Source organism: Frisingicoccus sp., from assembly GCF_048388605.1.
Taxonomy (GTDB): domain Bacteria; phylum Bacillota; class Clostridia; order Lachnospirales; family Lachnospiraceae; genus Frisingicoccus.
The window spans coordinates 23,109-46,629 of record NZ_DBGCTU010000035.1; the positions used below are offsets into that span (position 1 = coordinate 23,109).

22 protein-coding genes are annotated in these 23,521 nt (G+C 47.0%); all 22 read left to right on the plus strand.

Going from position 1 to position 23,521, the window contains the following annotated elements; translation table 11 throughout:
• The first annotated feature begins 121 nt into the window (after positions 1–121).
• The 22 genes from ACMN7X_RS09020 (at position 122) to aguB (ending at position 23,511) form a co-directional block, all read left to right on the plus strand.
• Positions 122–1,201: a carbamoyl phosphate synthase small subunit gene (locus ACMN7X_RS09020; protein ID WP_418747134.1), complete on the plus strand. Its 1,080-nt coding sequence runs from the start codon at positions 122–124 to the stop codon at positions 1,199–1,201.
• A complete protein-coding gene (gene carB / locus ACMN7X_RS09025; protein ID WP_418747135.1) occupies positions 1,194–4,394 on the plus strand; it encodes a carbamoyl-phosphate synthase large subunit in 3,201 nt (1,066 codons plus the stop codon). The genes ACMN7X_RS09020 and carB overlap by 8 nt, the downstream gene beginning before the upstream one ends.
• Before the next feature lie 33 nt (positions 4,395–4,427).
• A complete protein-coding gene (locus tag ACMN7X_RS09030; protein WP_418747136.1) occupies positions 4,428–5,177 on the plus strand; it encodes a response regulator transcription factor in 750 nt (249 codons plus the stop codon).
• 156 nt (positions 5,178–5,333) lie between these two features.
• Positions 5,334–5,690 (plus strand): P-II family nitrogen regulator, encoded by a 357-nt coding sequence (locus tag ACMN7X_RS09035; protein WP_178042013.1) that lies wholly within the window; start codon positions 5,334–5,336, stop codon positions 5,688–5,690.
• 29 nt (positions 5,691–5,719) lie between these two features.
• Entirely contained in the window at positions 5,720–6,826 is a 1,107-nt protein-coding gene (locus tag ACMN7X_RS09040; protein WP_418747137.1) for an ABC transporter ATP-binding protein, read from the plus strand.
• 12 nt (positions 6,827–6,838) lie between these two features.
• Positions 6,839–7,717 carry an ABC transporter permease gene (locus tag ACMN7X_RS09045; protein ID WP_418747138.1) on the plus strand — a complete coding sequence of 293 codons (879 nt, stop codon included), beginning with the start codon at positions 6,839–6,841 and terminating at the stop codon, positions 7,715–7,717.
• Between the two features lie 16 nt (positions 7,718–7,733).
• Positions 7,734–8,531: an ABC transporter permease gene (locus ACMN7X_RS09050; RefSeq protein WP_418747139.1), complete on the plus strand. Its 798-nt coding sequence runs from the start codon at positions 7,734–7,736 to the stop codon at positions 8,529–8,531.
• Positions 8,532–8,547: 16 nt separating this feature from the next.
• On the plus strand, positions 8,548–9,609 hold the full coding sequence (locus ACMN7X_RS09055; RefSeq protein WP_418747140.1) for an ABC transporter substrate-binding protein: 1,062 nt from the start codon (positions 8,548–8,550) through the stop codon (positions 9,607–9,609).
• Positions 9,610–9,611: 2 nt separating this feature from the next.
• Positions 9,612–10,760, plus strand: a complete 1,149-nt coding sequence (locus ACMN7X_RS09060; RefSeq protein ID WP_418747141.1) for a tyramine oxidase subunit B — start codon at positions 9,612–9,614, stop codon at positions 10,758–10,760.
• Between the two features lie 69 nt (positions 10,761–10,829).
• Positions 10,830–11,909: an ABC transporter substrate-binding protein gene (locus ACMN7X_RS09065; protein WP_418747142.1), complete on the plus strand. Its 1,080-nt coding sequence runs from the start codon at positions 10,830–10,832 to the stop codon at positions 11,907–11,909.
• Between the two features lie 4 nt (positions 11,910–11,913).
• Positions 11,914–13,038, plus strand: a complete 1,125-nt coding sequence (locus ACMN7X_RS09070; RefSeq protein ID WP_418747143.1) for an ABC transporter ATP-binding protein — start codon at positions 11,914–11,916, stop codon at positions 13,036–13,038.
• A gap of 14 nt (positions 13,039–13,052) precedes the next feature.
• Positions 13,053–13,925: an ABC transporter permease gene (locus ACMN7X_RS09075; protein ID WP_418747144.1), complete on the plus strand. Its 873-nt coding sequence runs from the start codon at positions 13,053–13,055 to the stop codon at positions 13,923–13,925.
• Positions 13,926–14,089: 164 nt separating this feature from the next.
• On the plus strand, positions 14,090–14,743 hold the full coding sequence (locus tag ACMN7X_RS09080) for an ABC transporter permease (RefSeq protein ID WP_418747145.1): 654 nt from the start codon (positions 14,090–14,092) through the stop codon (positions 14,741–14,743).
• A 17-nt stretch (positions 14,744–14,760) separates the two neighbouring features.
• Positions 14,761–15,117, plus strand: a complete 357-nt coding sequence (locus ACMN7X_RS09085; RefSeq protein WP_418747146.1) for a P-II family nitrogen regulator — start codon at positions 14,761–14,763, stop codon at positions 15,115–15,117.
• 12 nt (positions 15,118–15,129) lie between these two features.
• Complete coding sequence (locus tag ACMN7X_RS09090) at positions 15,130–16,752, plus strand: amidohydrolase (protein WP_418747147.1); 1,623 nt, start codon at positions 15,130–15,132, stop codon at positions 16,750–16,752.
• A gap of 151 nt (positions 16,753–16,903) precedes the next feature.
• A complete protein-coding gene (locus ACMN7X_RS09095; protein WP_418747148.1) occupies positions 16,904–18,040 on the plus strand; it encodes a tyramine oxidase subunit B in 1,137 nt (378 codons plus the stop codon).
• 23 nt (positions 18,041–18,063) lie between these two features.
• Positions 18,064–18,393, plus strand: a complete 330-nt coding sequence (locus ACMN7X_RS09100) for a (2Fe-2S)-binding protein (protein ID WP_418747149.1) — start codon at positions 18,064–18,066, stop codon at positions 18,391–18,393.
• Positions 18,394–18,414: 21 nt separating this feature from the next.
• Positions 18,415–19,992: an FAD-dependent oxidoreductase gene (locus ACMN7X_RS09105; protein WP_418747150.1), complete on the plus strand. Its 1,578-nt coding sequence runs from the start codon at positions 18,415–18,417 to the stop codon at positions 19,990–19,992.
• 4 nt (positions 19,993–19,996) lie between these two features.
• Complete coding sequence (locus ACMN7X_RS09110; protein WP_418747151.1) at positions 19,997–20,335, plus strand: (2Fe-2S)-binding protein; 339 nt, start codon at positions 19,997–19,999, stop codon at positions 20,333–20,335.
• A complete protein-coding gene (locus ACMN7X_RS09115; RefSeq protein ID WP_418747152.1) occupies positions 20,328–21,455 on the plus strand; it encodes an NAD(P)/FAD-dependent oxidoreductase in 1,128 nt (375 codons plus the stop codon). Before ACMN7X_RS09110 ends, ACMN7X_RS09115 begins: the two co-directional genes overlap by 8 nt.
• A 15-nt stretch (positions 21,456–21,470) precedes the next feature.
• Complete coding sequence (locus ACMN7X_RS09120) at positions 21,471–22,631, plus strand: iron-containing alcohol dehydrogenase (RefSeq protein WP_418747153.1); 1,161 nt, start codon at positions 21,471–21,473, stop codon at positions 22,629–22,631.
• A gap of 19 nt (positions 22,632–22,650) precedes the next feature.
• Positions 22,651–23,511, plus strand: coding sequence for an N-carbamoylputrescine amidase (gene aguB, locus ACMN7X_RS09125; RefSeq protein WP_418747154.1), 861 nt, complete (start codon positions 22,651–22,653; stop codon positions 23,509–23,511).
• Positions 23,512–23,521 lie beyond the last annotated feature (10 nt).

Below are 23,521 nucleotides of genomic sequence, written 5' to 3' on the forward strand. Positions count from 1 at the left end.
CGAATCACTCTTTTTTTTTGGAAAAATGGGGGAAAATACTTATATTTATACAAATAACTGAGTATAGATGAATAAATATACTTTATCGCGCGCAGAGAATAAGAAAGGGACAGGTGATTGAATGAAGGCATTTTTAATACTCGCCGATGGTACAGTCTTTGAGGGGACAAGTATCGGTTCGCAGCGGGAAGTCATTAGTGAAATCGTATTTAACACGTCGATGACTGGATATTTGGAAATTCTAACGGACCCATCCTATGCCGGGGAAGCTGTCGTCATGACATATCCAATAATTGGAAATTATGGTATTTGTTTTGACGATATGGAAGATGACACTCCTTGGCCGGATGGGTTTATTGTTAGAGAGCTGGCAGAGGCGCCGAGTAATTTCAGAAATGAATGTGGGCTGTCCGAATTCTTAAAAGAACATGATATTCCTGGGATTCAGGGAATTGATACCCGTGCTCTGACGAAAATTCTGAGAAGTCAGGGTACGATGAATGGTATGATTACCACCAATGAGCATTTCAATCTGGGAGAGATCCTTCCGAAAATCCGAGCGTTTAAGGCGGTTGACGTCGTAAAAAAAGTGACCTGTGCTGAAAAAGAACATTTTTCTGATGGAAAATATAAAGTAGCCCTGATGGATTTTGGCGCAAAGCGCAATATTGCCAGAGAGCTTGCAAAACGGGGATGTGAAGTGACCATTTATCCGGCCTACACATCGGCGGAAGAGATTATGGCGGCTCACCCGGATGGCGTCATGCTTTCCAACGGTCCCGGCGACCCGAAGGATTGTATGCCGATCGTGGCCGAGGTGAAAAAGCTTTTTGATGCGGATATACCGATGTTCGGCATCTGCCTTGGACATCAGCTTCTGGCCCTGGCCAACGGTGCGGATACCCGTAAAATGAAATGGGGCCATCGGGGCGCCAACCACCCGGTGAAGGATTTGGTGACCGGAAGGGTTTACATTTCCACCCAGAATCACGGCTATGTGGTATCTACAAAGTCTGTTCCTGACGGTGTGGCTGAGGTCAGCTTCCGCAATGCCAACGATGCGACGATGGAGGGGCTTCACTATCTCGGAAAGAATGTCTTTACGGTTCAGTTCCATCCGGAGGCCTGCGGCGGCCCGCAGGATACGGGATTCCTTTTTGACAAGTTTATTAACATGATGGAGGTTGCGAAAGATGCCTAAGAAGAATAATATCAAAAAAGTGTTAGTCATTGGTTCAGGCCCGATCATCATCGGCCAGGCAGCGGAATTTGATTATGCGGGCACACAGGCCTGCCGTTCCCTGAAAGAGGAGGGCGTTGAGGTTGTTCTTGTCAACTCCAATCCGGCCACCATCATGACTGATAAAAACATTGCGGATAAGGTTTATATTGAGCCGCTGAATGTGGATGTCCTTAAAAAGATTATTGAAAAGGAAGAACCGGACAGCCTGCTTCCGACTCTGGGCGGTCAGGCAGCTCTGAATATCGCCATGGAGCTTTATGAATCCGGTTTTCTGGATGAAAAAAAGGTTCAGATGATTGGTACGACCTCCGAAACGATTAAAAAAGCGGAGGATCGTTTAGAATTTAAAGAGACGATGGAAAAAATCGGCGAGCCCTGTGCGGCCAGCGAAGTCTGCACCACATTAAAGGGTTGTATTGATTTTGCGGAAAAGATCGGATATCCGGTGGTTATCCGTCCGGCTTATACTCTGGGCGGCAGCGGCGGCGGAATCGCCCATACTCTGGAAGAATTAAAGGAGATTGCCAGCAACGGCCTGCGTCTGAGCCGTGTGGGGCAGGTGCTGGTGGAACGCTACATCGGCGGCTGGAAAGAAATTGAATACGAAGTGATGCGCGACAGCTATGGCAACTGTATCACTGTATGTAACATGGAAAATATTGACCCTGTCGGCGTCCATACCGGTGACAGCATTGTTGTCGCTCCATCGCAGACACTGGCGGATAAAGAATATCAGATGCTGCGTACCTCCGCTTTAAATATTATCACGGAATTGGGAATTACCGGCGGCTGTAATGTCCAGTATGCTTTAAATCCGGACAGCTTTGAATACTGTGTGATCGAGGTCAATCCCCGGGTGAGCCGTTCATCGGCTCTGGCTTCCAAAGCGACCGGCTATCCGATCGCCAAGGTGGCCGCAAAGATTGCCCTCGGCTATGCGCTGGATGAGATTAAAAATGCGGTGACCGGAAAGACCTATGCCAGCTTTGAGCCGGCCCTGGACTACTGTGTTGTCAAGATCCCGAAGTGGCCTTTTGATAAATTTGTCAGCGCCAAACGGACATTGACAACCCAGATGAAAGCCACGGGTGAAGTAATGAGTATCTGCACGAACTTCGAGGGGGCTCTGATGAAGGCGCTGCGTTCTCTGGAGCAGAATATTTACAGCCTGAATTACGGCGGATTCGGCGAGCTTTCCGATGAGGAACTGGAACAGGCCCTCTATCTCATTGACGATCACCGGCTGTTTTACATTGCCGAGGCTTTCCGCCGGGGCTATGATATGGAAAAAATTCATGCCATTAACAAAATTGATATGTGGTTTTTGCATAAAATCAAAGTGCTGGTGGATATGGAAAACCGTTTGAAGACTGAAGAGTTGACGGTGAAACTTCTTAAAGAAGCAAAACGGATGGAGTTTCCGGATAAGGCGATCGCCCAGTTCACAGGCATGAGTGAGGCCGAGGTAAAGGCCATGCGTTACCGCAACGGCATTATCGCCGCATTTAAAATGGTTGATACATGCGCGGCCGAATTTGAATCAGAGACCCCGTACTATTATTCCTGCTTTGGCAGCCTGAATGAAGTGGAACCGGGGGACGCCATGCGCAAGAAGGTGATTGTTCTCGGCTCCGGCCCGATACGGATCGGACAGGGGATTGAGTTCGACTACTGTTCCGTACACAGCGTATGGGCGCTGGCCGAAGCGGGCTATGAAACCATTATCATCAACAACAATCCGGAAACCGTAAGTACGGATTTTGATATTGCGGATAAACTTTATTTTGAACCGCTGACACCGGAGGATGTGGAAAATATCGTCCGCCTGGAAAACCCGGATGGGGCGGTTGTTCAGTTTGGCGGCCAGACGGCCATTAAGCTGACAGAGGCTATCATGAAGATGGGCGTTCCGATTCTCGGAACGAGTTCTGATGATGTGGATGCGGCTGAGGATAGAGAGCGGTTTGACGAAATCCTTGAACAGTGCAAGATCCCGCGTCCGGCAGGCACGACTGTATTTACAACAGAGGAGGCGCTTCAGGCAGCCAATGAGCTGGGGTATCCGGTACTTGTGCGTCCGTCCTATGTCCTCGGCGGACAGGGAATGCAGATCGCGGTAAATGACGGCGATATCGTTGAATTCATGGCCATCATTAACCGGGATGTCCAGGAGCATCCGATTTTGGTTGATAAATACCTGGTTGGCAAGGAAGTGGAAGTGGACGGCGTATGCGACGGCACGGACATCCTCATCCCCGGTATTATGGAGCATATTGAGAGGGCGGGCGTTCATTCCGGCGACAGCATTTCCGTGTATCCGGCCCAGAGCCTGTCCGAAGAGATCATTAAAAAGCTGGAGGACTACACCGGCCGCCTGGCTCGGGCACTCCATGTTAAGGGACTTTTAAATATTCAGTTTATTGTCCATGAAAACGAAGTGTATGTGATCGAAGTGAATCCGCGGTCCAGCCGTACCGTCCCTTACATCAGCAAGGTGACGGGCATCCCGATCGTGGATATTGCCTCGAAGGTGATCGTCGGAAAAACCATCAAAGAGTTGGGCTATGAACCGGGTCTGCAGAAAAAATCCGACTATATTGCGATCAAACAGCCGGTATTCTCCTTTGAGAAGCTCCGGGGCGCGGAGATCAGCCTTGGGCCGGAAATGAAATCTACCGGCGAAGTCCTCGGCATCGCCAAAGATTTCCACGAAGCCCTGTACAAATCCTTCCTGGGCGCAGGCATTAACCTGCCGCGGACAAAGAAGATGATCTGTACTGTGAAGGATTCGGATAAGGAAGAGTTGATTCCGATCGCAAAACGGTTTTCCGATTTGGGATACGAAATTTATGCGACCCGCAGCACGGCAGCATTTTTGAATAAAAACGGTATGAAGGCGACCCGGATCAATAAAATCCATGACGGTTCCCCGAATGTGCTGGATCTGATTCTGGCCGGGGAGGTGGATCTGATCATTGATACGCCGACTCACGGCCGGGATAAATCCAGGGACGGTTTTCTCATCCGCCGGAATGCGATTGAGACCGGCGTGACCTGCCTGACGTCGCTGGATACGGCAAAAGCCCTTGTGACCAGCCTGGAAAATGCCAGCCTGCACAATTTATCTGTTGTTGATATTGCTGAAATCTAAAGAAAAAGGCCGGTAAAGAAAGCGGGAGATTCAATGAGAACACTGGAGACAAACGATTGGATAATGCTGAATAATATTATTTATAATATCTATACTGTGGAGAACATCAGTGAGATGAGAAGTCAGTTCCTGGAGCAGATACGAATGCTTCTCGATTTTGACAGTGCCGACTTTTTTCTGGCTTCCGTCAATGGGGAAAATAAACTTACAAATCCCGTTTTCTACCATTGCAGGGAAAATCTTTCTGAAAATTATGATGCGCTGGATTACAGCCGGGGAATTCTTTACAGCGGTCAGTCCCTGATTTACAGGGAGACAGATATTATCTCCGATGATGTACGTGTTCAGACAGAGTACTATAAGCGGGTATATAAACCAAACAACTGGCATTATTCACTGCAGATGATACTGGCAAAGAATAAGGAGTTTGTCGGGGTCATTACATTTTATCGGACAGTGGGTAAAAAAGATTTTGAGTATGATGATATATTCCTGCTTGATCTGCTTAAAGACCATATGGCCTATCGATTATATAAAAGTAAAGAGAGCGGAAACTTTTCCGATGAAAAGCTGACTGTGTCGGCGGCGGTGGAGGCCTATGAGCTGACACGGAGGGAAGAAACGATTTTAAGACTCCTGATGGAAGGCGAAGATAATGCGGTCATCTGCGAAAAACTGACTATAACCCCCAATACACTGAAGAAGCATATCCTGAATATATACCGGAAACTGGGAATAAAAAACAGGGTACAGTTGTTTAAGATGATAAAAGAAAAGGAGTAGAAACTAATTAAAAAGGAGTAGAAAAATGGTCATTTTTCTGGATTGAATTGTCCGTAAAGATGGCATATGATATCTTTAAATTAAACAGAAACAAGGCAAAGCGAAGGGGCTGTCATGATGACAGCCCCTTTAATTTATTCAGCCAGGAGGAAATTTATGAAAGAATTAGTAATGATTATCAGACCGGAAAAGCTTGAGGACATTAAAAAAATACTTGATGAAATAAAATGCGGCGGCATGACAATTTCTACCGTTATGGGATGCGGTACCCAGAAGGGTATTGTCACATCGGAGAAGGCGGTCAATGAGATACGGGGATTTAAGACGACCATCAACCTCCTGCCTAAAATCTGCGTTGAAGTGGTGGTCGAAGATAAGGACGTTGAGCCGATCATTATGAAGGTCAGAGAAGTATGTGCAACGGATCATGTCGGAGACGGAAAGATCTTCATTCGTAATATTGAAGAGGTTGTGCGTATCCGTACAGGTGAAAGAGGCTCAAAGGCTCTTTAGCTTCGAAGGAAATGAATTGAGGTGATTTGGTGAAATACATCGTTGAGCTGGATGGAGTAAATAAAATATATGGGACAAATCATGTGGTAAAAGATTTAAATCTGAAGGTTGAGGAGGGTGAATTTCTGACATTGCTCGGTTCTTCCGGGTGCGGGAAAACAACAACTCTCCGAATGATCGCCGGATTTGAAGAGCCGTCAAGCGGGAGTATACGGGTTGAGGAGGAATCTATCGAGGAAAAAGAACCTTTCGAACGCAACGTAAATACGGTTTTTCAAAGTTATGCTCTGTTTCCTCATAAAACAATTTATGACAACATTGCCTATGGATTGAAAATGAAAAAAGTGCCGAAGCCGGAGATTAAACAGCGGGTAACGGAAATGATGGAACTTGTTCAGCTGGAAGGCTTTGAAAAACGGTATCCGAGTCAGCTTTCCGGCGGACAGAAACAGAGAGTGGCTATTGCGCGGGCATTGATCAACCGGCCGAGAGTTCTTTTGCTGGATGAACCTCTGGGTGCCCTTGATTTAAAACTCAGAAAACAGATGCAGCTGGAGCTTAAACGCCTCCAGAAGAAATTAAATATTACATTTATCTATGTAACCCATGACCAGGAAGAAGCGCTGACGATGAGTGATCGAATCGCCATTATGCATGATGGAATTTTAGACCAGTTAGGCACGCCGACAGAGATTTATGAGCATCCGAAAACAAAGTTTGTGGCCACATTTATCGGCGAGACCAATATTTTTGACGGCGCGGTCACAGCGATTGACGGCAAAGACATTTCGGTGAATGTTGAGAACGGAACGATTATGGGAACCGGGGAAAATTTTAAAAAGGGTGAATATATTACCGTATCCGTACGGCCTGAAAAAATGAAATTTTCCGATCAGCCGGTGGATGGATTCAGTATCAGCGCGGTGGTGAAGGACTACGTTTATGTCGGCTCAGTGATCAAATGTATGGTCTCTCTTCCTAACGGAAATGAATTGAAAATTGAAAGGCTGGCCGGGGATGCATTACCGCAGATAGGCGCTGCCATTTATCCCTACTGGAAAAAAGAAGATGCGGTGCTTATCCATAACCGGGACAACCTGATTTTTGAGGCAATTGAAAATATCACATTGGGATAGAAGGTGAGAACGATGAAAAATAAACATTCAAAACATGAATGGAAGTCCAACACACTGCCGTCTATCGTTATGGTTGGACCGGTAACGCTGTTGCTGCTTTTTCTTGTCGTTGCACCGCTGATTTTTGTGGCGGTCATGAGTTTTTGCCAGACGGATCAGTATTACAATGTTTTGTATCGGTTTTCCGTGGGAAACTATATAAAATTATTGAATGCGGACTATGTAAAAATCTACGGACAGTCGATTATCATAGCGCTTCTGACAACGATTCTGTGTATATTGATCGGCTATCCTTTTTCCTATATTATTGCGAGGACAAAAAGTAAGAGGAAGCAGTTACTGTATATGCTGGTCATTATTCCTTTTTGGACCAATTCGCTGATTCGTATATACGGCTGGCGGACCCTTTTGGGAACCAACGGGTGGGTGAACTCCATCCTTCAGTTTCTTCATCTGACAAATGGGCCGCTGGATCTTTTGTATAAGCAGGGGACGACGGTGCTGGGCATGGTTTACTGTCTGATCCCTTTTATGATTTTACCGCTGTACACAGCCATTGAAAAACTGGATGACAGTCTGCTGGAGGCTTCCTCCGATCTGGGTGCAAAACCGGGAGCTACATTCTTTGAAGTGATCTTACCTTTGACATCCAGCGGTATATTTTCAGGAAGCATTATGGTGTTTATCCCATGCCTTGGTTATTTCTTTGTTTCAAATATTCTTGGCGGCGGCAACTCCGATGTGATCGGCAACCTGATTGAAAGACAGTTTAAGAGCGGCAACAACTGGCCGTTGGGCGCGGCTCTTTCGATCATTCTTATTCTTGTGACATTGATTCTTGTTAAGATCTATCAGAAAATGGGCGGAGAGATGGATAACCTGGGTGTATAGAAGGAGGTGGTAAGCCATGAAAAGACAGCGAAGAGAGAGACGACAGAAAAGGATAAATATTATCTTCTGTGCACTTGTATATATATTTTTGTTTTTGCCGATTTCAGTGATCGTCGTCAATTCAATGAATGCGACAACCAGCAAGCCATATCTGGCCTGGAAGGGATTTACGCTGGATTGGTATGCGAAGCTCTGGGATAATACGGCGCTTTTGGAGGCATTCGGAAACACCATGATCATCGCTGTCACAAGTACAATTCTGGCAACGATCATCGGTACGCTGGCTGCTGTGGGAATGTATAAGTACAAATTCAAGGGAAAAAGCATTATCGACGGCCTGCTGTATATTCCGGTCGTTATTCCGGAAATTGTTCTCGGTATTTCCCTGCTGACGATTTTTGCGAGAGTGGATATCCCACGGGGAATGTTGACACTGATATTGGCCCATGTCACCTTCTGTGTGCCTTATGTGATATTCAATGTCAGAGCCCGTCTGGCGGGTTATGACGGCTCCATTGAGGAAGCCAGTCTGGATTTGGGAGCAAACCGTATCGTGACATTTTTTGAGATAACTCTTCCCGTGCTTGCACCGGGAATTTCCGGCGGGGCACTGCTCGCCTTTACCCTTTCTATTGACGATGTAATTATCAGTTATTTCGTCAATGGGCAGACCATGACATATCCTCTGAAAGTTATGGAAAGTATAAAGAGCGGTGTTGCGCCGGATGTCAATGCACTATCCACGATCATTCTGATCGGAACGATTTTATTTGTCATTCTGACCCAGGGTAATCTTTTCAAAAAGGCAAAATAAAGGGAGGAAAATGATTATGAAAAAGAGATTATTTGTTTTATTCATGGCAGCAGTTATGGCTGTTGGACTTATGACCGGCTGTGGTTCGGGCGGCGGAGGCAGTTCCGCAGAAAATGGAGAACTCAATGTATTTGTGTGGACCGAATACGTGCCGGATGCGGTTTTTGATAAATTTGAAGAAGAAACGGGTATTAAAGTCAATGTGATGACTTATTCCTCCAATGAAGATATGCTTTCTAAAGTGAAATCCGAATCGGAGGGTACATATGATGTTGTACTGCCAAGCGATTATATGATCCAGCTTATGATAGAGCAGGATATGCTTGAGGAATTGGATAAGGAGGCACTGACAAATCTTTCGAATATCGGTGAAGCCTATCTGAATCCGTCCTATGATCCGGGCAATGTATATTCCGTTCCATATCAGGGCGGTGTGGCAGCCATTGCGGTAAATACTTCCATGGTGGATAAAGAAATTACAAGCTATGGCGATCTGTTTGATCCGGATCTGGCCGGAGAGCTTGTCGTTTTAGACGATTATCGTGCAGTCATCGGGATGACGGCGCGCAGCATGGGTTACAGCATGAATGAGACAGATTCAGCCAAACTGGAAGAGATTAAGGAAAAACTTCTGACATTGAAAAATAATGTGAAGCTTTATGATTCGGACAGCCCGAAGAGTGCATTGATTTCCGGGGATTGCGCGGTCGGCATGGTATGGAGTGCTGAGATTGCTCTTTCTATGGAAGAAAATCCGGATATTCAGGTCGTATTCCCGGAAGAAGGACCTTATGTATTTATGGATAACTGGGCGATTCTCAAAGGAAGCAAGAATTTTGAAAACGCGATGAAGTTTATCAATTTTATGCTTGATTCAGAAACAGCTCAGATGGTTTCCGAAGAATTTCCGTATCTGTGTCCAAATGAAGCAGCCGTGGAAGCCATGGGCGCGGAATATTCGGAAAATCAGGCGAAGAATCCGCCGGCGGATGTGATCGCTGCCGGAGAATATGTTGAAAATCTGGATAACGATACACTTGAGATCTACAATGATATGTGGACAAAACTGAAGGAGTAATTATGAAAATTGATTTTCTCTATTTAAATGAAGCAGATATGATCGAGGCCGGCGTGCTTGACGCCGTCGGCTGTATTGAAACCATGAGGGATACGCTTTCACTGTTTGGCAAAAAGGATTTTCTGCTCGGCGGTCCCAAAGGCGATGAACACGGACTTCAGATGAACTTTCCCCAGAAATCCGACATTGCGGGTTTTCCCCTGGATGACGGACCGGACAGGCGGTTTATGGCTATGCCGGCCTATCTGGGAGGCAGATTTCACATCGCGGGGCAGAAGTATTACGGCTCGAACAGCCATAACAGTGAATTGAATCTTCCGCGTTCGATTCTTATGGTGACTCTTTCAGATGTGGACACGGGAGCTCCGAAGGCCATCATGTCGGCAAATCTTTTGAGCGCTATGCGGACGGGGGCTATGCCGGCCATGGCGGCATCCTATCTTGCAAATAAATCATCCAAAGTACTTTCGCTGATCGGGCCGGGAGTTATCAATAAATGCGCATTGATGTGCTTTATGGAAGTCCTTCCGGATATTGAGACCATAAAAATCCGCGGGAGCTCATCCAAATCAAAAACAGCGCTTGCGATGAAGGAATTTATTGAGGAAAAATATCCGCAGGTAAAAGAAATTATAATTTGCGGCAGCCTGGAGGAGGCCTGCCGGGATGCCGATGTGGTCAGCGAGGCCATGTCTGTCACCAAACAGGATATGGAGGAATTTCATCTCGAATGGTTTAAGAAAGGGGCGACGGTTTTCTCTATGGGTTCATTTCTTTACCGCCAATATGATGAGTTCTTGAGTACGACCATGGTTGTTGACAATTATGGCATGTATGAGAAATATTTAAGCAACTTTATCGCCAGAGGACCGGTGGATGAATTTGGAAATAAACGGGAATGGTGCATCATGGGTATACATTTTGTCCACCTTGTAAAAACAGGTCAGGCAAAACGGGAAGAAGTGATCAACCTGTGCGATATAGTCAACGGAACAGCCAGGGGGCGCGCCTCTGAGGATGAAATTGTCATGTGCAGCATCGGCGGTATGCCGCTGGAGGATTTATCCTGGGGCTTTGACTGTTATCGGAAAGCTCTGGAAAAAGGCATCGGAACAAAGCTGAATCTTTGGGATGAGCCTTATATGAAATAGTGCGAAGACGCAGTGATCGGATGAAGATTGCTGCGTTTATTTTTTAGATAAGATAAGGAGGATATGTTTATGAAAAGAAGAATGAAAAAAATAATGACAGTTGCTGTTACAGCGGCAATGGCAATATCCATGCTTGCGGGATGCGGTTCCTCTGATGAAAAATCAGAAGGCTCAAATGCGGGAAGTAAGGAGGTCAATGTTATCTGCTGGACCGAGTATTTACCGCAGGAGGTACTGGATTCCTTTGAGGAAAAGACGGGAATTACTGTGAATATGACTACCTATACATCGCCGGATGATATGCTGGCAAAGGTTCAGACTTCCAAAGAGGGCACCTATGACGTCATTATCGGGCCGGAAAATTATACGCCTATTTTCAGTAAATTAAGCCTGCTCGAAGAGCTGGACAGGGAGAAGCTTCCGAATTTCAGCAATATCGCGGAACAGTATCTGGGCAGGGAGAATGACCCGGAAAATACGTATTCCGTTCCATATATGTTTGCAAGCGCTGTGATTGCTGTAAATACGGATGTGATCACGGATGAAATTACAAGCTATGCAGATTTGCTGAAGCCGGATTATAAAGATAAGATCGTCGTTATCGAGGATTCCAGAGCGATGTATGCGATGGCTGCCATGGCACAGGGCTGTGATGATGTAAATGATACAAGCGATGAAACCCTTGCCTCGGTGGAATCCTACTGGAAAGAATTATTCCCGAATATTCATGCCTTTGACGGGGACAGCCCGAAAACTCTTATGATCAACGGCGAGTGCCCGATCGGCCTGATTTATGGGGCTGAGGCTCTTCTTGCTCAGCAGGAAGTTCCTTCAATAAAATGTTTCTATCCGGAGGAAGGCGTTTATCTCGGATCCGACAGTATGATGATCACCGGGGCTGCCAAAAATAAGGATAATGCATATGAACTGATCAATTATATTCTTGACGGGGAGGTAAGCGCAAGCATTTCCGAAATATTCCCATATGTGAACCCAAATAAGGCTGCGCTTGAGTATCTTTCCGAGGATTATACGAAAAATGAATTGACAAATCCTCCGGAGGATGTGGTTGGACGCTCCTGCACGCTGATGGATATCGGCGATGAGGCTTCTAAAATTGTTGATTTGTGGACAAGATTGAAGGGCTGAGAATATGGAAGATAAGGAAATTATAGTACAGTTAAAAAATGTAAATAAATCATTTGGTGACAACCAGGTTGTCAAAAATTTGAATATTGACATTTATAAAGGCGAATTCCTTACAATTCTGGGCTCATCCGGGTGTGGTAAAACGACCACACTCCGGATGATCGCCGGATTTGAAACTCAAACCTCCGGAGAAATTTTTGTAAACGGAAAAGAAGTCAGAGATGAAGAGCCGTATGAACGTGAGGTGAATACGGTATTTCAGAATTATGCTTTGTTTCCGCATATGACTATTTATGAAAATGTTGCTTTTGGCCTGACAATGAAGAAAATACCGAAGGATGAGATTAAGAAAAAGGTGACTCATATGCTTGAACTGGTCCAGCTCTCCGGTTTTGAAAGCAGAAAACCGGATCAGCTTTCCGGCGGGCAGAAGCAGCGGGTGGCGATTGCCCGGGCACTGGTCAATGAACCGAAGGTGCTTCTTCTGGATGAGCCGCTTGGGGCTTTGGATTTAAAACTCAGAAAGCAGATGCAGTTTGAGTTGAAACGATTACAGAAGAAACTTGGAATTACATTTATCTATGTCACCCATGATCAGGAAGAAGCGCTCACCATGAGTGATCGGATCGCCATTATGAATAAAGGAAATCTGGAACAACTTTCCGTGCCGAGAGATATCTATGAGCATCCGGCCACAGAATTTGTTGCTGATTTTATCGGAGAATCCAACATCTTTTACGGTGTGGTTGATGAAAAGAATGCATCGGATGTAAGAATTTCTCTGGAAAATGGTTTAATAAGCGCCGGGTGCGCCGATGTGGAGGAAAATGAAATTGTTTATGTCTCAGTCAGACCTGAGAACACGGCAATCTCGGAATGTCCTGTGGACGGCTTTGAGCTGTCGGGAATTATACGGGAACATGTCTATGTCGGAAGTCTGACAAAAACAATTGTTGAGCTTTTCAACGGAAATCAGATTAAAATCAATACATTTTCCAAACAGTCGGTTTTGCCGGAAGGAATGCAGGTATATGTCTATTGGAATCCGGAGGACGCGGTCGTCATTAAATCCCAAAGCAATGTGATATTCGGCACCATTGAGAATATCAATTTCGGCAGCGGGGAGTAAGGAGATTGACGGTTATGAAAAATAAGAGTAAAAAGAGAAAATCCGCAATGGCCAAATACTGCATGATAACTCCGATTTCCCTGTGGATGTATCTGCTGGTGGCGATACCTTTTATTTATATCATTATTATAAGTTTTATGAATAAAGGGACCTACGGCGGCGTTACCCCGGGATTTACGGTAAATAATTATCTGAGTATTTTAAATCCTCTGTATATTTACACCTTTTTAAAATCAATCGGAATGTCTGTTGCGGTGACATTCATATGTCTTGTTATTGCCTATCCTTTTACATATTTTATTGCAAAAAAAACACCTGTTCAGAAGACCGTGTTTATGTCTATGGTAATGATTCCGTTTTGCGTGAGCATGATCATACGTCTTTTTTTGTGGGTAAATATTTTGAGAAGCGAGGGTATTATCAATAATTTCCTGATTTCCCTCGGACTGATAAAAGAGCCTCTCAAACTGGTTTACAATCCGGTCGGGGCGATGATCGGACTTGTTTATATGCTGCTCCCCTTTATGATCCTTCCCTTATACAGTTCCATTGAAAAACTGGATAAATCATTGATCGAAGCGGCAAATGATCTGGGCGCGAAGCCGGTAAAGTCGTTTCTCAAAATAACGCTTCCGCTGACAAAGCCTGGAATTTTCGCCGGATGTGTGATGGTATTTATTCCTTCTATGGGACTTTATTTCATAACGGATCTCATGGGCGGAAGCAAGACGCTTGTCATTGGAAACCTTATTAAGAATCAGTTTATAACGGCGAGAAACTGGCCCCTCGGCGCAGCTATGTCGGTCATTCTTATGCTGATCACCCTTGCTCTGCTGAAGGGTTATCAGAAGGCCGGCGGAAGCATGGACGATTTGAGCGGTATTTAGAAAGGCTGAATTATATGAGCAAAGCAGGTAAGAAAAAAACAGAAAATATTTTTAGAAATATCTTTATAGCACTCGTATTTATCTTTTTGTATATTCCGATTTTTGGTGTGATTTTATTCTCCTTTAATACCTCTGAAATGAACATTGTTTTCGAGGGTTTTACCTTGAAGTGGTACGGTTCCTTTTATCAAAACCGGACATTGATGGAGTCGCTGTACAATACACTGATCATCGCTGTGGTTTCCACAGTTATATCCGTTATTATCGGCACGATCGGAGCAGTGGGGATGAGCCGGTATAATTTCAAAGGGAAACGGATTGTTGATATGCTTCTGTATGTGCCGATCGTTATACCGGAAATTGTTCTCGGCGTTGCGATGATGTCTATTTTTTCGATATGTAATATGCCAATGGGGCTTTTTACGATGATACTCGGGCATATCACGTTCTGCATTCCTTTTGTTGTCATTTCAGTGAGGGCAAGAATTGCCGGCTTTGATAAAAATCTGGAGGAAGCCGCGATGGACCTGGGGGCAAATCACTTAAAGACTTTTATGCGGGTGACGCTCCCTCTGATCATGCCCGGTGTTATATCCGGGGCAACATTGTCGTTGTCCTTATCGCTTGATGATGTTGTCATCAGCTTTTTCTGCAGCGGGCCGGGAAGCACGACCCTTCCGCTTAAAATCCTTGAGATGGTCAAGCATGGCGTTTCTCCGGAAGTCAACGCATTATCGACGATCATAACGCTGGTTATCGTTGTATTTATCAGTTTAAATACCCAATCGCAAATTAAGAAAATGAAGGCGGTTGCATGACAGGGGGAAAGGAATAGATGAAAGAATTAACCATTATTATTAAACCGGAAAAACTTGAGGCGATCAAACAGATCGTGGATAAAAATAATTGCAGCGGAATGACAATTTCCACAGTGATGGGATGCGGTACGCAAAAAGGGCATGCAGAGAATGACGAAATTGCGCATACGGTGAAAGTCAACAGAGTGCGGGTGAATTTGCTCCCGAAGATTCGTGTGGATATTGTCATTCCGGATGTAAAATTAAATGACTTTATTATTGATGTTTGCAATGAGGTCTCTTCCGGGAAAGTGGGCGACGGAAAAATATTTGTCAGAGACATTGAAGATGCCGTTCGCATAAGAACGGGAGAGCGCGGAGATAAAGTACTCTAGAAAGAAGGAAGTATGAAAGTAGATTATTGTTTAAAGAGCCGGGCGCTCTTCACAGGAGAGTCGGAGGAGACGGTTGAAGGCTGTGTTCTGGTTCGGGGAGACCGTATTTTAGATGTGGTTCCCATTGGCATGGAGGACGAATATATTGACGAAAATACCCAGGTGCTCGATTACGGCAATAAGCTGGTGATGCCCGGCTTTATCGACGCTCATACCCATTTTTTTTCGGGAGCCGTTGCGGCCAGTGAGCATGTTTGTACTGAAATAGCCGCTTCGACATCCGAGGAAGAGTGCGCCCGAATGATCTATGAATTTTCAAAAGCCCACCCGGGTGAGAAAAGGATTCGCGGGCGCGGATGGTTCATAACGAATTGGGGCGATGCGCCGCTGCCGACAAAAGCAAGCCTGGATGCGTTGCTCCCGGATATTCCGGTGTATCTGCAGGCCGCGGATGCCCACAGTTATTGGCTGAATTCCGCCGCGCTGGAGGAATGCGGCATCCGTGAGGACAGGCAGGTAAGCTCGGGCTATATCGGCAAACTGGACAACGGAGAATTGAGCGGGATGCTTGTGGAAATGGAAGCCTGCGAACCGGCGGACAGGATGTATCAAAGCTTTACAGCGGATGAGATGGAAAAGATTTATCTGAATTTTTTTAAAAAAGCGGCAGAGGCCGGGGTGACAAGCATGAGCGAGATGCTGCCCGGAGAGTACGATGAGGAGCAGTTTGAAAAATACAGGGTGATCCGGGAACTTGAAAAACAGGGCAGACTTTCGCTTCGGCTTCACTTTTATACAAAACTTTATGATACGACGGATTTTTCGGAGGCACTTCGCTGGAAAAAATGCCTGGATACGGATTTCATGAAAATTTCCGGGGTTAAGGGATTTGTCGACGGTGTGGCTGAGACATATACGGGATTGCTTCTTGAACCCTATACGGACAGGGAAGATACCTGCGGCATCAATGTGCCCGTAAAGCCGCAGGATGAGCTGAATGTTTCGGTTATTGCCGCAAATAAGGCCGGTCTTCCGGTGAGGATCCATTGTATTGCCGACGGTTCCGTCCGGATGGCGCTGGATGCTTTTGAAAAGTCTGCAGAAGTGAATGGAAGAGGGACGGTAAATACCATTGAACATATCGAAAATATTCACCCGGATGATATCGGACGTTTTAAAGAACTGGGGGTCATTCCCTCCATGCAGCCGATTCATATGATTCTTGATGCAGACGGAAAAATCCACCGTATCGGCGCAGAGCGCATCAAATATGAGTGGCCGTTAAAGACCTTGCTTGACAGTTGCGGGGAACTGGCTTTGGGAACCGATTATCCGGTGGTGGACATAAATCCTTTCGATAATATCTATGCGGCCGTAACGAGAAACTTTTTTGACGGCCGGCCGGCGACCCATAACGGGTGGGAAAAACTTTCTGTGGGCGAGACACTCAGGGCCTACACTTCCGGCGCTGCCAGAGCCTACAGCCGGGAGAATGAAATAGGCATTTTGAAAAAGGGAATGTTTGCCGATATTATCGCACTGGACAGAAACTTGTTTCATATCCCGGATAAAGACATTTTAGATACCCGGGTTGAAATGACCATGGTCGGCGGGAAAATACTCCTTTCGGAGTAGAACCCACCGAAAAGAAGTAGAATATTGGTATTTTCAAGTAATTGAATAAATGCTTAAAAAGTCGTAGATTATTCAGTAAGAAAAGCGATGGAGCTGCAAAAAAGTTCCACCGCTTTTTTTAATGGGTGGGACATCATAAGGAGGCGAATATATGAGTTATCCGAAAATCGAGTTTTTATTTTTGAGCGAGGAGGATATGATCAGGGCCGGGGTGAAGAATATGCCCGGCTGCATAGAGGCGATGGAAGAGGTTGTTAAATGTCTGAACAGCGGTGATTATGTCATGGGCGGTGAGAATCACAATTCCCATGGAAGCCAGGTATCCTTTCCGAAGGACTCCCCTTTCCCTAATATGCCGAAGGATGAGGGAGATGACCGGCGGTTTATGGCAATGCCGGCCTACATCGGCGGACCGTTTGATTTAATGGGAATGAAGTGGTATGGCTCAAATATGGCGAACAAAGCGCTCGGACTTCCGCGTTCTATTCTGACAGTGATGTTAAATGATAAGAACACAGGGGAACCCCTTTGCCTGATGAGTGCGAATCTTCTCAGCGCCTATCGGACCGGCGCCATTCCCGGAGTCGGGGCGAAATATCTGGCGCCGAAGCATGCCAGAGTGTGCGGTATCTGCGGTCCCGGGGTGATGGGAAAATCTTCCCTTTCCGCAATTGTTGCGACATGCCCCGAGATCAGGGAGGTCAAGGTTAAGGGGCGGGGGAAAAAATCGCTGGAAGCCTTTGTGGCATATGTGAAGAAAACTTATCCCCATTTGGAGCGGGTGGAAGCTGTTGAGACCATTGAGGAATTGATCCGGGATACAGATATTGCCGCCTTTACGAACTCCGGGGGAACGGACCCATCCACCTATCCTTTTGTCAAGGGCGAATGGATCAAACCGGGGGCTTTAATTATCGGAGTCAGCTGTTTTGATATGGATGCGGAATTTATGAAGGCGCATACGACACTGGTTGTGGACAATATGCAGTTGTATGAGGCCTGGGCGGAAGAGTTTCCCTATCCGTCTTTCGGGGCAAACAATATTATAGGTTCCAAATTCACGGACATGGTCCATGACGGTGTGATCACGAAGGATGATATTTATGATCTGGGAGATATCATTTATGGTAAAAAGCCGGGGCGGGTCAGAGATGACCAGATATTCATCTATTCGGTGGGCGGTATGCCGGTGGAGGACGTCGCCTGGGGAAAGGTTTGTTACGATCGGGCCAGGGCGCTTGGACTTGGAACAAAGCTGACCCTTTGGAATAAGCCGGATTTATATTAGCAGATAAAGTGAGGGATATATACATGGAAACAAGAATTAAAAATCATCCGATACTTGGTGTGCCGGAAAAGGGAAGACTGGTGACATTCACCTTTGACGGCAGGAAAATGCAGGGTTATGAGGGTGAACCGATTGCGGCGGCGCTGAAAGCGGCCGGTGTAATGGTACACAGATACACCAAGAAAGAGCATAAACCGCGAGGTATTTTTTGCGCCATCGGCCGGTGCACGGATTGTGTCATGGTTGTCGACGGCAAACCGAATGTCCGCACCTGTGTAACACCTCTGTCCGAGGGGATGTGTGTGCAGACCCAGTATGGCGTCAGCGCGGAACCCTTTGACAGACAGGCATAGAAGGAAAGGAGAAGAAGGAAAATGAAGCGATATGATTTAATCATTGTGGGCGCTGGTCCTTCGGGACTTTCGGCAGCCATCGAGGCGGCCAAACGCGGACTGCGAGTTGTTGTTTTTGATGAAAACGAAAAACCCGGCGGACAGCTTTTTAAACAGATACATAAATTTTTTGGTTCAAAAGAGCATAAAGCAAAAATCCGGGGCTTTGTGATCGGACAGGAGCTTTTGGATGAGGCAGACAAGGCGGGCGTGGAAGTTGTTCTCAATGCGACGGTCATCGGCCTTTATCAGGATAAGGAAATTGTTGTAAAAATCGATGAGGAAGTTCGGCATTTTAAAGGAAATGCGGTCATTATTGCGACGGGAGCTGCCGAGAATATGGTTACCTTTGAGGGATGGACCCTGCCGGGAGTTATTGGCGCCGGCGCGGCTCAGACAATGATGAATATTCATGGAATAAAACCGGGGCAGAAGGTTCTCATGCTGGGCTCGGGAAATGTGGGGCTGGTTGTAAGCTTTCAGCTGCTTCAGGCCGGATGCGAGGTCGCAGCCCTTGTGGACGCGGCTCCAAAAATCGGCGGTTACGGCGTTCATGCGGCAAAAGTAGCGAGAACCGGAGTTCCTTTTTATCTTTCCCATACGATCGTCAGAGCCGAAGGTGATACACGGGTTGAGGGAGTGACCATTGCAGAGGTTGACGACCGGTTTCAGTTCATCCCCGGAACAGAGAAGCATTTCGATGTGGATACCATTTGTCTGGCCGTCGGCCTTTCGCCGATGTCCCAGCTTCTTAAAATGGCCGGATGTCAGATGGAGGATAATCCGAAACGGGGCGGGCAGGTGCCTGCCTGCGATGAATATGGGCGCACATCCCTGCCGGGAATTTTTGTGGCCGGAGACGTTTCGGGAATCGAGGAGGCGAGCTCTGCGATGATCGAAGGACGTATGGCCGGAGTGGCGGCCTCCGAATATTTGGGGTATATAGAAAAGGAAGAGCGGGATGCCGAGCTGATGATGCTTGATAAGGCGCTTGACGGCCTGCGCCAGGGAATGTTTGCGCCAAAGAACAGGGGCAGACAGATCACAGAAACCGAAGAGGGGATCCCGATTTCCGAAAATCTTCTCAGATATGGATTTGTGGCCGATGATGAAATTGAAAATTATCCGGGTGTGACGCATAAGGTCGGAATTCACCCGGTGATGGAATGTACTCAGAATATTCCGTGTAATCCGTGCCAGGATGCATGTCCGAAGGGCTGCATCAGCATTGGCGATAATATTGTATCTCTCCCGGCGGTGGTTGAGGATGCTGAGTGCATTAACTGCGGTATGTGTGTGGCCTCCTGCTCCGGACAGGCGATTTTCCTTGTGAATGAGGATTGCGGGGACGGTATGGCTGAAGTGACGATTCCCTATGAATTTTTGCCGCTGCCTGAAATGGGAGCCAGAGGGGTCGCTCTCGGGCGGGATGGACAGGAAGTCTGCGAAGCCGAGATTGTACGTGTTAAGAGTATTAAGGCATACGATAAAACCAGTTTACTTACAATGAAAGTTCCAAAGAGCTGTGCAATGAAAGCGCGCTTTTTTAAGGAGGCGTAGAAAAATGAATGCAGTAAATGACAGATCAAGAGATATCGGGGAATTTATTCCTGCCGCGGATGACGACAGAATTATCTGCCGTTGTGAAGAGATTACAAAAGGAGAGATCCGGCGCGCGGTTCATGACGGCATGTTTACGCTGACGGAAATCCGGAGATATTTGAGAACAGGAATGGGGCTTTGCCAGGGCCAGACATGTTCACGGCTTGTCAAGGGCATTGTGGCAAAAGAACTGGGTGTGTCCCCGGCGGATTTGGAACCGGCAACATCCCGGGTTCCGATGCGGCCGATTGAAATGTATATATTTGCAAATGAAGCAAAGGAGGATGAGGCAGATGCGTAATTGTGCGGAGACAGTGATTATCGGCGGAGGCATTATCGGGTGCGCGACGGCTTATTATCTGGCAAAACAGGGAGTCAGCGTCATTGTCCTGGAGGGCAGCGATCATATCGGAAATGGAGGTTCATCGAGAAACGGCGGCGGTGTCCGACAATCCGGCCGGGATGTCCGGGAACTTCCGCTTGTGATGTACGGCATTAAAAACTTATGGCCCCATCTTTCGGAGGAGCTTGAGGTGGACTGTGAATATCATCAGGACGGCAATCTCCGGCTCGGAAAAAATGAAAAACACAGGGAAATCCTTACGAAGCTTGCGGATAATGCGAGAAAAGTCGGCCTGGACGTGCGGATGATCGATGGGGATGAGGTACGGCAGATTAATCCTTATCTTTCCAGAGAAGTGACTGTCGCAAGCTGGTGCCCGACGGACGGACATGCGAATCCTCTGACGACAACTCTGGGGTTTTATAAAATGGCCCGCAGGTTTGGAGCGCATTTTATTTCCGGGGAAAAGGTCACGGAACTTCGTACAGTTAAGGGGAAAATCCGACAGGTAATTACCGAAAATAATGTGTATGAGGGAGAAAATGTTTTGGTGGCCGCGGGACTTGACAGCCGCCCGATCCTTACAAGTGTGGGTATTGATGTCCCGATGTCTTCATCTCTTTTGGAAGCCCTTGTTACGGAGGCGGAGCCTCATATGTTTGACCAGATGCTTGGAACGGCGGAGGCGGATTTTTATGGGCATCAGACGAAACACGGTTCTTTTGTTTTCGGCGGTTCCTCGGGGCTGGAACCATTTAATAAGGACAACGGTACGCCGGTGACAAGCAGTAAAACCGCACCGTGTATCTGCCGGGGTATTATGAAATATTTTCCAGATCTGGCGGATGCCAGGATCGTGCGGACCTGGGGAGGCTGGATGGACAAGTCCGCCGACGGCGTACCGGCCCTGGGACGGGTGGATGAGATCCCCGGCCTTTATGTGGCCTGTGCTTTCAACGGACATGGATTCGGTATCGCTCCGGCTGCCGGTGAACAGCTTGCAAAATTGATTGTGACCGGCGAAACCGATGTGGACCTTACGGAGCTGCGTTACGACCGGTTTAAAGCAAAGATTTAAAAACGGAGGAATCAGATGAATAATTTTAATTTTTGTGTGCCGACGGATATACGGTTTGGCAGGGGGCAGATTGAGTGCCTTCCGGAAGAATTGACGCGATACGGCAAAAGGGTGCTTCTCGTTTATGGCGGCGGAAGCATTAAAACAACCGGGCTGTATGACCGGGTTATGGAACTTTTAAAGGATTTTGAACTCTTTGAGCTTCCGGGCATTGAGCCGAATCCAAAGCTGTCTTCCGTGCGGAAGGGGACTGAAATCTGTAAAAAAGAAAGTGTGGATATTATTCTGGCTGTGGGCGGCGGAAGCTGTATCGATGCCGCAAAACATATTGCCTGTTCCGCCTGTTATGAAGGAGACCCATGGGATCTGGTTCTTGACCGGGGAAAAGTGATCAAAGCTCTTCCGATTGCCGTTGTTCTTACAATATGTGCCACCGGTTCGGAAATGAATTCGGGGGCGGTGATCAGTAATGAAGAGACAAAAGAAAAACTGGAGATCAATACACCGCTTCTCTATCCGGCCATTTCCATTTGTGATCCGACATATCTTTTCACTCTTCCGGCAAAGCAGACCGCTGCCGGAACGGCGGATATTATTTCCCATGTATTTGAGCAGTACTTTCAGCCGAATGATGGAGCGTATATTACGGACAGGCTGAGTGAGAGCGTGTTGAAAACCTGTTTTCATTATGGGTTGACAGCCTTAAAGGAACCGGAAAATTATGAGGCCCGCTCAAATCTTATGTGGGCGAGTACAATTGGGCTGAATCATCTTCTTACCGTGGGCAAAGGCGGCGCATGGTCAGTTCACCCTATAGAGCATGAACTCAGCGCTTATTACGATATTACTCACGGCGTGGGGCTGGCTATTCTGACGCCGGCCTGGATGAAATATGTTCTGTGCGACAGGACAGTGGAGCGGTTTGCTATGTATGCGGAAAACGTGTGGGATATTGCGGGCGAGGACAAATATGCGGAGGCAAACGAGGGAATCGCCAGAACAGAATTATTTTTCAGGTCCATGGGATTGCCGACAAGGCTTTCGGAGGTTGGTATCGGCCCGGAGAAGTTTGAGGAGATGGCTGCGGAGGCGGTTCGGACGAGCGGTGTTGCTGTCAGAGCTTACTGTCCGCTTCAGAAGGAAGATATTGTTAAGATATTTGAAATGTGCATGTAAAGAGGAAGGAGGAAGGGCGATGAGGAAAGTTACGGTGGCGGCAACTCAGATGAAATGTACGTGGAATCGGCAGGAAACTCTGGAGCGGGCGGAACGGCTGGTGCGTCGGGCGGCAGAGCAGGGAGCCGATATTGTTTTAATCCAGGAACTGTTTGAAACGCCTTATTTTTGCCAGCTTCAAAAGTTTGAATATATGAAACTGGCAACGACGGCGGCGGAAAATCCGGCGGTTCGCCATTTCCAAAAGATTGCAAAGGAACTTAAAGTGGTTTTGCCTGTGAGTTTTTTTGAAAAGGCGGGAAATACGGCCTTTAATTCGGTGGCAGTGGTCGATGCGGATGGAACGGTGCTTGGCATATATCGGAAAAGCCATATACCTGATGGTTTGCCCTACGCCGAAAAATTTTATTTTACGCCGGGGGATACCGGCTTTAAAGTGTGGAAAACACGGTATGGCAATATCGGTGTCGGCATATGCTGGGACCAGTGGTTTCCGGAAGCCGCAAGGGCTATGGCGCTCCTTGGAGCTGAGATGTTGTTTTATCCGACGGCGATAGGCTCGGAGCCGACACTGGAAAAGGATTCCTCCATCCATTGGCGCAATACCATGGCCGGACATGCAGCGGCAAACATGATGCCGGTCATTGCCTCAAACCGGATCGGTACAGAAAACGATGAAAATTCCGGCATGACATTTTACGGCGGATCATTTATCGCGGACAATCACGGAGAAATTGTCGTTCAGGCGGACAGCCGGACGGAGGGCGTTATTACCGCGGATTTTGATCTGGACGCACTTGCGGAGGAACGACGGGAGTGGGGAATCTTCAGAGATCGGAGACCGGAATTGTATCAGATATTGATGACCCACGGGGTTTAAGAAAGGCGGT